Annotated in this window: 12 protein-coding genes; 7 read left to right on the forward strand and 5 right to left on the reverse strand. The window is 43.6% G+C overall.

Going from position 1 to position 14,762, the window contains the following annotated elements; translation table 11 throughout:
• The first annotated feature begins 90 nt into the window (after positions 1 to 90).
• Both A3762_RS19845 and A3762_RS19850 read left to right on the forward strand, forming a co-directional pair.
• Positions 91 to 834, forward strand: coding sequence for a response regulator (locus tag A3762_RS19845; RefSeq protein WP_068757280.1), 744 nt, complete (start codon positions 91 to 93; stop codon positions 832 to 834).
• 153 nt (positions 835 to 987) lie between these two features.
• A complete protein-coding gene (locus A3762_RS19850; RefSeq protein ID WP_156493612.1) occupies positions 988 to 2,397 on the forward strand; it encodes an ATP-binding protein in 1,410 nt (469 codons plus the stop codon).
• 2 nt (positions 2,398 to 2,399) lie between these two features.
• On the opposite strand, the gene glpD is transcribed toward A3762_RS19850, so the two are convergent.
• On the reverse strand, positions 2,400 to 3,938 hold the full coding sequence (gene glpD, locus A3762_RS19855; protein WP_068479367.1) for a glycerol-3-phosphate dehydrogenase: 1,539 nt from the start codon (positions 3,936 to 3,938) through the stop codon (positions 2,400 to 2,402).
• A 175-nt stretch (positions 3,939 to 4,113) separates the two neighbouring features.
• Here glpD and glpK point away from each other — a divergent pair, with 175 nt between their 5' ends.
• A complete protein-coding gene (gene glpK, locus A3762_RS19860) occupies positions 4,114 to 5,607 on the forward strand; it encodes a glycerol kinase GlpK (protein WP_068479369.1) in 1,494 nt (497 codons plus the stop codon).
• Here the strand turns inward: glpK and A3762_RS19865 are convergent.
• Entirely contained in the window at positions 5,591 to 6,640 is a 1,050-nt protein-coding gene (locus tag A3762_RS19865; RefSeq protein ID WP_068502774.1) for an ABC transporter ATP-binding protein, read from the reverse strand. The genes glpK and A3762_RS19865 overlap by 17 nt on opposite strands.
• A gap of 38 nt (positions 6,641 to 6,678) precedes the next feature.
• On the reverse strand, positions 6,679 to 7,881 hold the full coding sequence (locus tag A3762_RS19870) for an aspartate aminotransferase family protein (RefSeq protein ID WP_068479373.1): 1,203 nt from the start codon (positions 7,879 to 7,881) through the stop codon (positions 6,679 to 6,681).
• A gap of 149 nt (positions 7,882 to 8,030) precedes the next feature.
• On the opposite strand from A3762_RS19870, the gene A3762_RS19875 reads away from it, so the two are divergent.
• From A3762_RS19875 to sbcB, 4 genes are all read left to right on the forward strand, one after another.
• On the forward strand, positions 8,031 to 9,587 hold the full coding sequence (locus A3762_RS19875; RefSeq protein ID WP_068479375.1) for a hydantoinase B/oxoprolinase family protein: 1,557 nt from the start codon (positions 8,031 to 8,033) through the stop codon (positions 9,585 to 9,587).
• Positions 9,588 to 9,632: 45 nt separating this feature from the next.
• Positions 9,633 to 9,947, forward strand: a complete 315-nt coding sequence (gene grxD / locus A3762_RS19880) for a Grx4 family monothiol glutaredoxin (protein WP_068479377.1) — start codon at positions 9,633 to 9,635, stop codon at positions 9,945 to 9,947.
• Positions 9,948 to 10,269: 322 nt separating this feature from the next.
• A complete protein-coding gene (locus tag A3762_RS19885) occupies positions 10,270 to 11,169 on the forward strand; it encodes a DUF6160 family protein (RefSeq protein WP_156493613.1) in 900 nt (299 codons plus the stop codon).
• Between the two features lie 61 nt (positions 11,170 to 11,230).
• On the forward strand, positions 11,231 to 12,682 hold the full coding sequence (gene sbcB, locus A3762_RS19890; RefSeq protein ID WP_068479379.1) for an exodeoxyribonuclease I: 1,452 nt from the start codon (positions 11,231 to 11,233) through the stop codon (positions 12,680 to 12,682).
• Here sbcB and A3762_RS19895 read toward each other — a convergent pair.
• Both A3762_RS19895 and A3762_RS19900 read right to left on the reverse strand, forming a co-directional pair.
• A complete protein-coding gene (locus A3762_RS19895; RefSeq protein ID WP_068502770.1) occupies positions 12,676 to 13,413 on the reverse strand; it encodes a hypothetical protein in 738 nt (245 codons plus the stop codon). The two genes, sbcB and A3762_RS19895, sit on opposite strands and share 7 nt — an antisense overlap.
• A gap of 20 nt (positions 13,414 to 13,433) precedes the next feature.
• Entirely contained in the window at positions 13,434 to 14,732 is a 1,299-nt protein-coding gene (locus A3762_RS19900) for a DUF1631 family protein (RefSeq protein WP_369820704.1), read from the reverse strand.
• Between the last annotated feature and the right edge of the window lie 30 nt (positions 14,733 to 14,762).

A 14,762-nucleotide genomic window follows, 5' to 3' on the forward strand; every position in this document is an offset into this window, starting at 1 on the left:
GTAACAATGCGTATTTAGGTGTAAGTGTAGATTCTCTTGCATTAGAAGGTGCGTGTATTCATCAACTCCAGTATTTATAAGAAAAAGCAGATGGAAGTAGAAGATCAAAACGAAGCGTGGAAAATCCTAATTGTCGAAGATGATGAGCGTTTAGCAGGGCTTACTAAAGAGTACTTAGAAAGTAATGGTCTTGTTGTCTCAGTTGAAGGCAATGGTACGAACGCTGTAGACCGAATTGTAAATGAGAAACCTGACTTGGTAGTTTTAGATTTAATGCTGCCTGGTGAAGACGGCTTATCCATTTGTCGCAAGGTTAGACCTAGCTACAATGGTCCAATTCTCATGCTGACTGCTCGGACTGATGATTTGGACCAAGTGCTTGGATTAGAGATGGGCGCTGATGATTATATGTCTAAGCCTGTTCGTCCAAGAGTTTTGTTGGCGCGTATCCGAGCTCTTTTACGTCGTATTAAAGATGTTGAAACGCATGCAGATACTTCGCAATCTAGTGCTGACGGTGAAGCAGCGACACGCCTCGTATTTAATAACTTAGTCGTTGACTCTTCGATGCGCGAAGCATGGCTAGATGATGAGAGCATTGATCTCACCAGTGCAGAGTTTGATCTTCTTTGGTTGCTCTCAAGCAATGCGGGTAATGTACTTAGTCGGGAAGAGATCTTTACGGCATTAAGGGGTATCGAGTATGACGGACAGGATCGTTCGATTGATGTTCGAGTATCTCGTATTCGTCCTAAGATCGGTGATGACCCAGTTCACCCTCGTCGTATTAAGACCGTCCGCAGTAAAGGCTATCTTTTCGTTAAGGAAGCATAGCCCCGGTAAGAAGTTGTGAACAATCCCTCTTTAAGAATCTTCAGTCGCTTAGCCATTTGTCTTGTGGCTTTGGGGCTGCTGGTTACGCTCATTTATAGCACGTCAAATTTTGTTAGACACCAGCATTATTGGAGCGACGTAGTTAGCCCAATAATGTCGCATTTCGCAAAGCATCAGCATCTTTTAGATCGTGTTGACGTGAACTCGTTAAGTGTCGTGTCAGATGAGCAGCATTCTGTTTCTGATCTCACACGTGCTCGTTTAGAGTTAGGTCAAGTTGTATTAACTGATCAAGACGATCTATTTAAAGTGTACGCCCGTCTGAATGATGATTTGTTGTTGGAGCTTGAGTCTGATCAAAGTGGCAGTAGCATTTATAAGTTGTATATTTCGTTGTTTAAGCAACAGTTATTTTCAAGCAGTGTTGAGCAGGCAACAGCTCTTGCACAATCTTGGGGTTTACAGCTTTACCAAGTAGTTGATTCCCCATCCTTAAAGTCACAAGCTGCTCTAGATAGTTTATCCGACCAAGGATATTACTTAACAATTTCTAGTGATTCTGTTTCAGCTCTGTTGCGTTCCAGTGATGGTACTATCTATCGACTTCAGTTTTGGACTCCGTTTAGTCTGGTTTCGATTCCTGTTGTAGTGTTATTAATATCGGGTGTTTTATCCGCGCTGTACGCTCTGGTTGCTATTTTTGTTCAAGGCTATGAGCGTAAGTTGCGTGCTGTTGAAACCGTGGCAGAGCGTATTGCCCGCGGTGAATTAGACGCCCGCGTTAAGAACGTGAGCGAGGGGAGTGAAGCGATTGAAAGGCTTAGCTCGGCTTTCAACGTGATGGCCGATCATATTCAGCGATTGATGCTTGTACAAAAGGAAATGATACACGCTGTCTCGCACGAGTTGCGAACACCTGTCGCGCGCATTCGTTTTGGCGTTCAAATGATTGAAGATTGTCCAAATCAAGAAGCGCTTAGGAAGCAAGCGCAAGAAATCGATGGCGACATTCAAGAGTTAGATGAGCTAATTGATGAGATTTTAACTTACGCAAGGCTTGAGCAGGGTGGTCCGATACTATCGTTTCATCAGGCAAATTTGTTGGATATTGTCCATCAAGTAGTTGATGAGCAAAGTGTGGGGCGTCCAAATCTAGATATACAAGCAGTTATTCAGCGAGATTCAGATGACTGGGCGGAGACCGAAATAGAACCGCGATATATTCATCGCTCTATTCAAAACTTGGTTGGTAACGCGACACGTTACGCTTCGGGTGTAGTCAAAGTGAACGTTAGTTGCGATTCAGAAACGTGTCGGGTCGACGTTGAAGATGATGGCCTAGGAATCCCTCAGGAAGATTGGGAGTCTGTATTTACACCATTTGCCAGATTAGATGATAGCCGCACAAGGGCATCAGGTGGCTACGGCTTAGGATTATCTATTGTTCGTCGGATTTTGTATTGGCACGGCGGGCAAGCATTCCTTGGCAAGAGCGAAGAGCTTGGCGGTGCCAAATTTAGTCTTGTATGGCCGAGGCAGCAAGGTGCATCAGCGCTAGATTAACCTCAAGCGCTGTTTAAATGGGTGATATTGGGTTCATTCAGATACGATTGAATGTAAGTACGCAGTGTTTTCTCTTGTGAATCTGAAAACTGATAGCCGAGCTTGGTTCTTCTCAATAATATATCTTTTGCATTTCGCGCCCATTCTTCTTTAATCAGGTAATCTACCTCAGCTTGATATAAGCCGTTAGAGAAGTCTTGACCGAGCTCGTTAATACTTTCTCGTCCAGTCAAAAAATTCTCTGCTAGCAACCCATAACTTGATGCATAGCGTCTAACTAGGCTAGACGTGAGCCACGGGTAATGGCTTGTAAGATGGTCTGTGATCCCTTGTCTTGTCATTCCAAGCTTTGAATTGCCTATTAGTGGATGTCGCTCTGTCCATTCCTCTTGTAAGTTTGGAACATAACGTTGTAGTTGTGCCATAACGGCATTCGCGAGCTTTCTGTAAGTTGTTATTTTTCCGCCATAGATCGATATGAATGCTGAGTGACCGTCAATGCTTTGCGTATCAATAGTGTAATCACGGGTAATCGCTGAGGGATCTGATGACTCATCATTACATAATGGTCTTACCCCAGAATAAGTACTGACAATATCTTGGGACCCTAATTGATGAATGAAGTGCTGGTTATGTACGTCGAGCAAGTAATCGATTTCTGATTGATCAATTTCTATTTTATTTATATCTCCTAGATACTCCTGATCAGTCGTTCCGATAATCGAGTAATTTGTTTGGTATGGCAGTACAAAAACTATTCGTTTATCTTCGTTCTGTAATATATATGCAGAGTCACCATTTGGAACTCGAGGAACAACGATGTGGCTGCCCTTTATCAGTCGAATTTGTTTACTTGGTTTGAGTTGAGAGACTTTTTGTTCAAAGATTTTGCTTAACCACGGTCCTGCTGCGTTGACTATATGGCGTGCCGAAACATCGACCGTTTCATTAGTCAGTTTATTTAGGCAGCGTATATGCCAAAGTCTTTCGCGTTCATTATAGGTTGCGCCAAGGCATTCCATATTGGTAGAAATGACCGCGCCGTTTTGCTTTGCTTGGATTGCGTTTGTGATGACTAATCTGGCGTCATCTACCCAGCAATCGTAGTATTCAAAACCTCTTTTTATGGAAGCCTTAAGCCCTTTTTCTGTTCCCAAATCTATAGATGTCGCACTCGGTAAACTATTTCGCTTGCTTAAATGGTCATATAAGAAAAGACCGCAACGAATCAGCCAAGCAGGGCGCAGATGAGGACGGTGTGGAAGCACAAACTTAAGCGGTTCGACGAGATGAGGTGCGATATTTAAAAGTACCTCTCGTTCAGCGAGGGCTTCTCGCACGAGGCGGAACTCGTAATGCTCTAAGTAACGCAATCCACCGTGAATCAGTTTACTACTCGCTGATGACGTTCCTGAAGCTAGATCGTTCTGTTCGCATAGATATACCTTTAAACCTCGTCCCGCAGCATCATTCGCCACGCCGCACCCATTGATGCCGCCTCCAATGATGAAGAGATCATAGGCCGCTTGTTTATCTGTCATCCTTGATTCCTGTTATCGATATTGAACGTTGGATTTAGCATAGCGATTTGTATTGTGGATTTGTGAACGCAATCGTCAATTTCACACAAGTAATAAGTTGAGATTGAAAAAAAAGAATAAATTCGTATTGTTACATCACTCAATTGCGGCTGTTTTCAAAAGGATAATTATAACAATGGCGAGCTATATCCTCTCATTAGATCAAGGAACGACGAGCTCTCGTGCTTTATTGTTTGATCAAGATGGCAATCATCTGGGTACTTCTCAGAAAGAGTTTACTCAGTACTTTCCAAATAACGGTTGGGTAGAGCATGACCCTGAAGAAATATGGACGTCGACTCTTGAGGTAATGCGAGAGGTTGTTTCGAAAGCAGGGATTGCAGCGAAGGACATTAAGGGAATCGGTATCACTAACCAACGAGAAACGACGATAGTTTGGGATCGAAAAACCGGTCGAGCTATTTATAACGCGATTGTATGGCAAGACCGACGTACAGCGTCTATCTGTTCTAAACTGCGCTCTAATTATGATGAAGGAACACTGCGTGACAAAACAGGGTTACTGTTAGATCCATATTTTTCTGCGACAAAAATTGCTTGGATCTTAGATAATGTCGATGGCGCTAGGGTATTGGCAGATCAGGGTGATTTGGCTTTTGGTACGATTGATAGCTATTTGCTCTGGCGGCTTACTGATGGAGAGGTGCATGCAACGGACGCCACAAACGCTTCTCGAACCAATCTTTTCAATATCATAGATCAGCAATGGGATGACGAATTACTAGCGTTATTTGACGTTCCTAAATCAGTTTTACCCGAAGTAAAAGATTGTGGTGCTGACTTTGGTGTCTGCAGTGAAGAGTGGCTTGGCGCACCAGTTCCAATACTTGCGATGATCGGTGATCAGCAGTCGGCTCTTGTTGGACAAGCATGTTTTGATAAAGGCATGTTGAAGAGTACCTATGGTACAGGTTGCTTTGTGATTCTCAATACCGGAGACACGGCCCTTCGCTCAGATAATAAGCTGTTATCAACGGTGGCTTATCGTTTCAATGGTGAAGTGGTCTATGCCTTGGAAGGGAGTATCTTTGTTGCTGGTGCTGCGGTGCAGTGGTTAAGAGACGGACTTGGCGTCATTGAAAATGCACATGAATCGGAAGCGATTGCGACAGAGGTCGGTTATCAAGATGCCTTATATGTGGTTCCGGCTTTTACAGGTCTAGGAGCCCCTTACTGGGACCCTGATGCGCGCGGGGCGGTATTAGGACTTACACGTGACACTGGGGCCAACGAAGTCGTCACTGCTGGTTTAGAATCTGTCGCGCACCAGACGAATGATTTATTAGAAGCGATGATTCGCGACGGTGCTCATGTTGAGAGTTTGCGCGTGGATGGAGGCATGATCGTGAATGACTGGTTCGCCCAGTGTTTATCTGATTTATGCAATGTGCCTGTAGAGCGTCCTGAAATAGTTGAAACAACCGCGTTGGGAGCAGCATATATCGCAGCGGTTCAAGCAGGGCTTTACAGCTGTTTAAATGACGTTGCGAATAAATGGAAGTTAGAACAGCGATTTGAGCCAAACTTAGACTCGAGTGAACGTGATAAATATGTCTCGGGTTGGAAAATGGCTGTTGCTTGTGTGCAGAGCTTTAAACCGACGTCTTAAACGCGATGAGTTGCCCGTTGGCTAAACTAATAGGTATGGTTTGGCCAACTTGTAGATCTAATTGGCTTCCTAGCGATATTTCTAATTCTATTTCGTGAACTGACAAACTAAAATAAGTTGTCCCGCCTGCGAAAGCTGAGCCTGTAATCGTTGCTTGTGTTGAACTCGACGTATCTATCGTGACCGCCTCTGGTCGAACGAGTAGTTCAACGTTCTCTCCTTCAACAAGTTCTCCATTTGCAGAGCAGGCATTTAGTTGCCCTAATGAGGTCTCAATCGTAGATTCGTTAACGGCTTTACCAGATATGAAGCTACCTTTGCCGATAAATTGCGCTACAAATTTTGATTTCGGCTGATGGTACAACTGATTTGCTGAGCCGGTTTGAATAACCTTTCCTTGTTGAATAACGCCAATTTTATCTGCCATCGCAAATGCTTCAGATTGATCGTGTGTTACTAAAATTGCGCTGGTGTTTAAGTCTTTTAGTATCTGTCTCACCTCTCCACCTAATCGCGTTCGGAGATCTGCGTCTAGGTTGGAGAATGGCTCATCAAACAGAATTAATTCGGGTTCTGGTGCTAAAGCGCGGGCTAGCGCAACACGTTGTTGCTGCCCACCAGAAAGCTCATGTGGATAGCGCGTTCGATGCTGGGATAAGTCAATCAGGTCTAAAAGCTTCTCTATTCGTTTATTCGGCGATTTCGCTTGTTGTTTATCCAAGCCATAAGCAATGTTTTGTTCAATCGTTAAATGCGGAAACAGAGCGTAGTCTTGGAATACCATTCCTATTTTCCGCTTTTCTGGTGGAATGGATACGCTAGGAGAAGATAAGAGAGTTTGATTGACTTCTATCTGGCCGTTTTGGATTTTTTCGAATCCCGCTATCGCACGTAGAAGTGTACTTTTTCCGCAACCGCTTGGTCCCAAAAGTGCCGCTAACTCGCCTTTATCTAATGTGAAATTAAGATCGTTAAGGACAGTCTTTTCATCGTACTGACATTGAAGTTGACTGATTTTTAGGAAGTTTGGCATTAATTAGTCCGGCAAACAGGAAGCAGTTTTTATCTGGTTTATTTAGCTCGTGGTTGAGCTCTATCGTCTGCCGCGTATAAACGCACAATCTGGATGACTGCGTCAATCAAAAAATCACACTCTTCATCAGATAGACTTAAAGTTGGAAGCAATCGAATCACATTGTCAGATGTAACGTTTAGAAGTATCCCTTTTTCTTTTGCTAGTGGTACTAGAGCAAAGCAAGGGTCTGTCATCTCAATGCCGATCATCAAGCCTTTGCCTCTTATGTCAGCGACATAGTCTGCTCCCAGAAGCGCATCCTCTAGCGCCGACTTAATGTGTTGTCCTAAAGATTCTGCTCTTTGTTCAAGATGTTTGCTTTGAATCTCTTCAATTACCGCCATTGCGGCGGCACATGCCAGTGGGTTGCCACCGAACGTAGAGCCATGACTGCCCGGAATTAAACTGTTTGCTGCTTCGTCAGAACTGATACACGCGCCAATCGGAAAACCATTACCGAGACCCTTTGCGAGGGTTACTATGTCGGGTTGAATGTTGGCGTGCTGATATGCAAAGTATTTCCCAGTTCGCGCGTTAGCCGTTTGTATTTCGTCACAAATGAGTAGGGCAGAATGTTTTGAGCAAAGCTCTCGAGCAGTTTTGAGAAAAGAGGTCTCTGCTAAATGAATGCCGCCTTCTCCCTGTATGGGTTCTAACATTACTGCCGCGATATTAGCGTTCTGCTCAAACGCGGAGTGTAAGGCCTCGGAATCATTCAGCTTTAAATGAATGAAGCCATCAACTAACGGGCCGAAACCATGTTTAATCTTGTCGTTCCCTGATGCAGATATTGTTGCAAGGGATCGACCGTGAAAACTGTTTTTGAAGGTAATGATGACAGGACTATGATTGCCTTGGTCGTATGCATGTTTGCGCGCGATCTTGATTGCAGTTTCATTTGCTTCGAGACCCGAGTTGCACAGAAATACTTTGTTCAATCCCGATAGTTCGCAAAGCTTCTGAGACAATTGTTGTTGAAGCTTTGAATGAAAGATATTCGAACTATGAAGTAGGCGGGTACATTGTTGCTTAATTGCCTTGGCGACGGCTGGATTGGAATGTCCGAGCCCACTTACAGCGACGCCGGTAAATGTATCGAAGTATTTGTTTCCATCGGTATCAAACAACCAGCTGCCGTCTCCATTCTCGAAAGAAACGGCAAGCTTCCCATAAGTATTCATTACTGCATTATCTGTCATGTGTATCTTGTTATTTCTCAATCAATCATGTGTTTAATGATTGTTTTGTTCGTTTTCATTTATAGTTGCGTCTGAATCAAGTGTAGCAAAGACAAAGTATTCTCGTGCTTTATTTGCGGGCGCGAACTAATAGTAATGTGGAGTTATTAATGCAAGAGAAAATAAGTGGAATTGAATTAGCTATTTTTTCTGGAAAATTGAACACGATCTGTGAAGAAATGGGCTTTGTCTTACAACGAAGTGCATTGTCACCAAACATCAAAGATCGTCTCGATTTCTCTTGTGCGTTATTTGATAGTGAGGGCCGTATTTTAGCTCAGGCAGCGCATATTCCTGTGCATCTTGGGAGTATGGCGTATGCCATGAAGGATCTCGTTGCTATGTTCGATTGGTCAGAAGGTGACATGGTCGTAGTGAATGATCCGTTCAAGGGTGGGACGCATCTGCCAGATGTAACGATGATTGCACCATTGTTCCTATCTGATGTTTTGCATGGCTTTGTTGTGAATCGCGCTCATCATGCGAATATTGGTAGTGAAGCGCCTGGTTCAATGCCCTTGAGCGATAGCTTGCTTGAAGAAGGGATTGTTCTCGGACCACAAAAGATTATTGATAAGGGCATCATTGTTGATGAGTTAGCGCGGCGTATTCGCAGCATCGAGCCAAATTGTGACAGCGAGCTGCCTGAAGATTTTTTGGCTCAGATTAGTGCTAATCAAACTGGGCTAATGAGGATGACTGATTGGCTGAATGGGATTCAGCACGGTGGAGTCTATTTCAATGCACGTTGTGCTGCATTAAATGAGTACGGCTTAACTTTGATGCAAGGATTTATTTCCAAGCTACCAATAGAAAGCGTTGAGTTTAGCGATGTACTAGATTCAGATGGTTTCGGTGCCGAGAAAATTCCGATTCATCTCGAATTGCGATCTACCGGAGAGCGACTCGTGTTTGATTTCTCTGGGACTGGTCAGTCAGTTAAAGGAAACCTCAATTGCCCTGAGAGTGTTACCGCATCTTCTGTTTACTATGTCATCGCATGCTTGTTGCCTGAATATGCACCGAAGTGCGATGGCGTGTTTAGGTTTATCGATATTATTTGTCCTTATGGAAGCATGTTAAATGCCCCTAAAGGATCGGCGGTCGCTGCTGGAAATGTAGAGACAAGTATGAGAGTAGTCGATGTGGTTCAGGGGTGTTTGTTGAAGCTCGGCTTAGATATGCCGGCTGCTGCACAGGGCTCGATGAACAATATCGCAATGGGTAATAAATCGAGTAGTGCGGAGTCATGGGATTATTATGAAACGCTTGCTGGTGGCATGGGTGCGAACTCGGGTTCGTCGGGTCTTGATGCAGTGCAATGTCATATGACGAATACCTTGAACACCCCCGTAGAAAGTTTGGAGTTACATTACCCAATACAAATTACCGAATACTCAATCCGCAGAAGATCTGGCGGCAAAGGGGAGTATGATGGAGGGTGCGGTTTGTCTCGGTCCTATCGTTTTACTGCACCTGCATCCGTTACCCTGCTAACAGAAAGGCGGATGAACCAACCTTGGGGAGTTAGTGCAGGCGCGGGTAAATGCGGAGTGAACACGCTTAATGATCAAGTGCTACCTGCTAAAGCCCGGATTCAAGTCGAGCAAAACGATGTAATAAACATTAAAACTCCAGGCGGTGGAGCTTGGTCGTCTGGGGCTTAGCTGTTAAAATACGCGGCTAATTTTTACTGAGTAAGGGTAAACTATATGTCAATTATGGACGCGATTAAGCAACAGATTGAAGAAAACTCAATCCTTCTTTATATGAAAGGAACGCCACAGCAACCTCAGTGCGGCTTCTCTGCGCGCACAGTTCAAGCTTTGATGGCATGCGGTGAACGTTTCGCGTACATTAATATATTAGATAATCCTGAAATTAGAGAAAATCTTAAGACTTACTCAAATTGGCCGACATTCCCTCAGCTTTATGTAAAAGGTGAGCTGGTTGGCGGTTGTGATATCGTCACTGAAATGTATGAATCTGGCGAACTAAAGGAGCTTGTAAGCTCCGCTGCTGAATAAGCAATCTATATACTCTAAAAGGGCTCGTTGTTATACGGGCCTTTTTTATTGATGAGCATTTATGTGATTTCCACTCTACCAAATATCCTCAGTTTTATCGGGTTTTGTTGTTTGTGATGCCGTTCTAATATTCCGTAAAAGTCTGTTAAATCCAGCGTTGTAGCTAGGGCAGTGTGGTCGTCATCACATATGAAAAAGTCTGTTTCGGGTACAGTTACATTCTGAAATATAAGAACAAACATTAAAACAATAAGAACTTACGCAGTTATTTTTTTAAATTGCCGAACAGAAGAAGGTAGAAAAGGCTCATATAGACGTGATTTTGAAAGCGAAGAACCAGTTAAGTTTAGTGTTGGCAACCCTGGCGTTGATGCCTGTCGTTGCGTCTGCTGAACTGCGTCCTATTTCTGATGAAGAATTAGGCGAAGTATCTGGTCAAGCGGCTGTAGCGTTTGATGTAGACCAAATAGGATCGACAAGTTATACCCGTGTAACGTTGGGTATGGAAGCTGAGATCCAAATGAATATCGATAATCTTGAGGCGGGCCGCTATGCAAAAACAGGCGAAAGTCTTGAGGCTGATTTACAAGTTTCAAACCTCGGCTTGGGTTCGATTTCTACAGATTCATCTAAAGTTCAGCTTGATGGTAATACCTATGACGTGAATGAAATTATTCCGTTTGAGCTGAATGATCCATATTTTGAAATTGCACGAGACGACAATAATGAGCTGATCGGTTTTCGTATTGGTTTTGGCGAAGCGAGAGGTCAGTTGTCTGGCGATTTTGGAAGTATTTCAGGCAATGTTGAGATGGACATTGTTGATGACTTTGGAACTCGTTACGAGTCGCAGCTTCTGAATGCGGCAGGTGATCCTGATAACTCTAGATCAACAAATTTCGGTGTGGCTCGCGAATTTACCGGTGGTACGACAGATTGCTCAACAGGCTGGTATTGCTATGACTTAGGTGATTTCAAAACACTTGATATTGGTGAGCGAAACGCCGACACAGGTGCAGTGGAATACACTGAAGACTTCTTTATTGGCTTCCAGAAACAAGCGACGGAATGGATGACTTCAGACGGATCGCTTAATACAGATCTAGGCGCTTTCATTAACCTACCGACGGCGATGCAGATCGATATGAATAGTGGTTTGAATGCAGGCGGTACGGATCGTGTCCGATTAGAATATATCGATCGCGGAAACGGTTTATTCTAACTTCATCTTCGTCTTCTACGCGTTTACTATTAGGTCCTAATTATTTCTAGGCCTAACCTCTATGCAAACTATATTTTGGCACGACTACGAAACGTTTGGTGCTGACCCTCAAAGAGATCGACCATGCCAGTTTGCTGGTGTAAGAACGGATCTCGAACTCAATATCATCGAAGAGCCCGTTACTATCTTCTCACAGCCAACAGAAGATTATCTGCCTTCTGTTCAAGCGTGTCTGGTCACTGGTATCACTCCACAAAAAGCAATGGCAGAGGGTGTTTCAGAAGCTCAGTTTGCAAAAAACATTTCGGAAATCTTTTGTCAGGCAGAAACCTGCGTTGCGGGTTACAACAGTGTCCGATTTGATGATGAGGTGAGCAGAAACCTGTTTTATCGCAACTTTTATGATCCTTATGAAAGAGAGTGGAAAAACGGGAATTCTAGGTGGGACATTATTGATGTTGTTCGGCTTGCTTATGCTTTACGTCCTGACGGTATTAATTGGCCTACTGGCGATGATGGCAAGGTGTCCTTCCGACTAGAGAAGTTAACAGAAGCAAATGGCATCGCGCATGAGGCTGCGCACGACGCTATGTCTGATGTGTATGCCACGATTGAACTAGCCAAATTGATTAAGCAAAGGCAGCCAGCTTTATACAAATTTGCATTCGATATGCGCAGTAAGACCGCAGTCCAAAATTTTCTGGATCAGCATCAAGGGCAACCGTTTTTGCATGTATCGTCAAAAATTGCCGTAGATAAGGGTTGTATAGGGATGATGTATCCGTTGATGCCGCATCCTACTAATAAAAATGCAATTATTGCTTTTGACCTTCGTCAGAACCCCAATGTTCTTCTTCAGCATTCATCCGATGAGATCAAGGCGCTGTTGTATAAAAAAACTGAACTAGATAGTTCAGGTAACCCAGTAAATATTCGTCCTGCTTTGAAGTTAATTCATTTGAATAAATGCCCAATGCTCGCGCCAGCGTCAATGATTAAGGTCATTCCCGAAGAGCGTTTAAAGGCTTGGGGGATGGATCTCGATCTTATGAGAGAGCATGTGAAGCTTCTTAAAGCAGATATGTCGGCTTTTTCGCATGTTAGGGAGGTGTTTGTTGCTGATGAAGATAGAGCTCAGCCCACCGATCCAGATTTGATGATCTATTCTGGAGGTTTTTTCTCGCCGCAAGACAAGGCGCAATTGACGAGCCTCCGAAATATGCCGCCAGAAGAACTCGAAGATGCTCAGTTTGCCTTTCAGGATTCACGTCTTGATGAGATGCTATTTAGATATAAGGCACGAAACTATCCAGAGGTATTAAATTCTGAAGAGCGAGAGAAGTGGAGTCAACATTGTATGGCTAGGCTTCTTGGCGGTGAAAACGGATATTTGAACTTTGATGCATTTGCGAAAGATTTACAGGCGGCTGCTCAAGGAGTTGAGCATGGCTCTGACAAAGCATTTTTATTGGAAGAGATCCAATTGTATGCAGAGTCAATCTATCCTTATTGAATATTCCCCGTCTTTTTATACGACATAGTGACGGCATACGTATAAAGGATTTCGTAGTCGGATTCTGGTGGTCTAGGGTATGGACTTGCGTTATACGCTGCCGTCGTCGCAATGCGCTCAATAGGTATATTCGCGCTTTTGTTTTTGATCGAGGCCGACTTGATCGCTCCATTTTCAAATAGCTTTATTTCAATTGTGAAGTCGATCCGTGGAATGTCGACGTTCTGCATGAATTGATGTAGCTGAGTGTAAAGTTCTCGGTCCAGTAAATGCTGCAGCAATGCCTGTTCATATTCGGTCATAACAGGAAGGTCTTTTGTTGATAAAGCCCTGATGCTAGGGTCCGTTAGATCGTTCTGCTGTTCAATAATTTGCTGTTCTGATGCCTTCATTCTGCGTGCAGGAGCATTCTGATTGCTAGCTGCTTGTTTACTAATAGCGTTAGCTTGTTGGCTTGCCCCTTCCACATTAGAAGCGGATTCTTTCGTAGTGAGGTGGCTATAGTCGTTATAACTTTTCGTCGTTAAGAATTGTTCCTGAGTTTTTCTCGTTTGGCTAGACGCACTTTGACTGGCTTGGCTTTCAGCAGACTCTTGAGACAGAACTAATGTTACTGGAATAGATTGGGTGTCATTAGGTGTCGGGGCGGGCCACAAATTCAACAAGGTATACAAGATTATATGTGAGCAGGCCGCGACCGACAATGCTATGGCTAAGGCATAGTGTTTCATATAACTAAACGTTAAGCCTACTAGCTCTGAAGATTGCTCAGAATGTGGTTTAAGGCTCTATCAACGAGCGCGCCTTTCTCGAGAATGACCATCATTCCCTTGTTGATTTGGGCAACGACTTGCTGGGAACTTAACTCTATTGGATTAAGGCCAAATCTATCGGCAAATACATATACGTTTGCTTCGTCTACTCTGCTAATCAGTTTGTAGCGTTTCAAATTTCCGTTAATTTTTATTTGGACCCATCTTCCAATTTCCAGCTGAGCTAACAACTCAACATTCTTGTTAAGTTGAGGGCGTAGGCTTTTTTGCTTTGTGATTGCGCCTGTGCTGCTAGCATTATTTGGTTTATTGAGGCTGGCATCATTTTGGTTGCTAAGTGCTGTTTCCCTGAAAATACTTGTAAGATCTTTTTTGATGTCTGCAAGCATTCTATTGGCTGAGTAGGGGTCAAACGATATACGAGTTAATTCGGCGTCTATTTGCTTTAACAGACGTGGTACCAGAGCTAACCACTTTTGACGGTCATTTTGTGTTGCATGTTTTCTAGTACACCAAAGTAAGTCTTCAGTTGTCTTTCTGCAGGTATCCCAATTGTGTTCTTGCGCATCGCGAAGAAATGCGATGAACAATACTCGTCTCCATGGTCCGGTTAGAAGTTCAGAAATGCTAGTAGGTAAGTTCCTATGTGATTCAACGAGTGCTTTTAGAGTTGAGTCGATAAATTCTTGGGCAACCCGGCTTTTAATGCGTCCTTCTTCTGTTAGTTTCGTACGTTGCTCGAGCAATTTTTGGCGTTTGTTTTCGCGCGCGATAAAAAGCTCTAACTTTAAATTTGACGCTGTAAAACAGTCATAGTGACCACTTTTATCTTCGATAATGTCATCTACGAGTGAGCGAAGCTCGTCGTATAGTTTTGTTCGTGCGCTGTTTTGATTGTCGTTGGTCCAGCCAATCGCTGCTGTGGCTAAGTTGTTAATGAAGGTTCTAGCCGGATGAGCATGCTCTTTGAAAAATACAGGATTATGAATGACCGCTTTAAGTACAGGTATTTGCAAGCGACCAATAAGCGCCTGCATTTCTGGCGCTAAATTATTGTCGTTGAGTATGTACTCAAACAGTAAGCCGACTAGATTAATAACATCAAGATCTTTTTCGGCCACTTGTTTTCTTGAGCTTTTCTGAAGTTGTTGTGTCACGTACTGGCTGATTGTCTTGGCGTCAAAAAACCTTGCTTCATTTGTCGCTTCCTTCGCGGCGTTTACAATATTCAGTGCTTGGATGATGTCTTGAGAGCTAGCGTAATGCTGTGTCTTAATCGTTTGTGTGGCTGTTTGAGTACATACTCA

The organism is Oleiphilus sp. HI0125 (assembly GCF_001635355.1).

Coding starts and splice junctions, on each gene's coding strand:
- A3762_RS19845 (WP_068757280.1), top strand. CDS start 91: ATGGAAGTAGAAGATCAAAACGAAGCGTGGAAAATCCTAATTGTCGAA.
- A3762_RS19850 (WP_156493612.1), top strand. CDS start 988: ATGTCGCATTTCGCAAAGCATCAGCATCTTTTAGATCGTGTTGACGTG.
- glpD (WP_068479367.1), bottom strand. CDS start 3,938: ATGACAGATAAACAAGCGGCCTATGATCTCTTCATCATTGGAGGCGGC.
- glpK (WP_068479369.1), top strand. CDS start 4,114: ATGGCGAGCTATATCCTCTCATTAGATCAAGGAACGACGAGCTCTCGT.
- A3762_RS19865 (WP_068502774.1), bottom strand. CDS start 6,640: ATGCCAAACTTCCTAAAAATCAGTCAACTTCAATGTCAGTACGATGAA.
- A3762_RS19870 (WP_068479373.1), bottom strand. CDS start 7,881: ATGACAGATAATGCAGTAATGAATACTTATGGGAAGCTTGCCGTTTCT.
- A3762_RS19875 (WP_068479375.1), top strand. CDS start 8,031: ATGCAAGAGAAAATAAGTGGAATTGAATTAGCTATTTTTTCTGGAAAA.
- grxD (WP_068479377.1), top strand. CDS start 9,633: ATGTCAATTATGGACGCGATTAAGCAACAGATTGAAGAAAACTCAATC.
- sbcB (WP_068479379.1), top strand. CDS start 11,231: ATGCAAACTATATTTTGGCACGACTACGAAACGTTTGGTGCTGACCCT.
- A3762_RS19895 (WP_068502770.1), bottom strand. CDS start 13,413: ATGAAACACTATGCCTTAGCCATAGCATTGTCGGTCGCGGCCTGCTCA.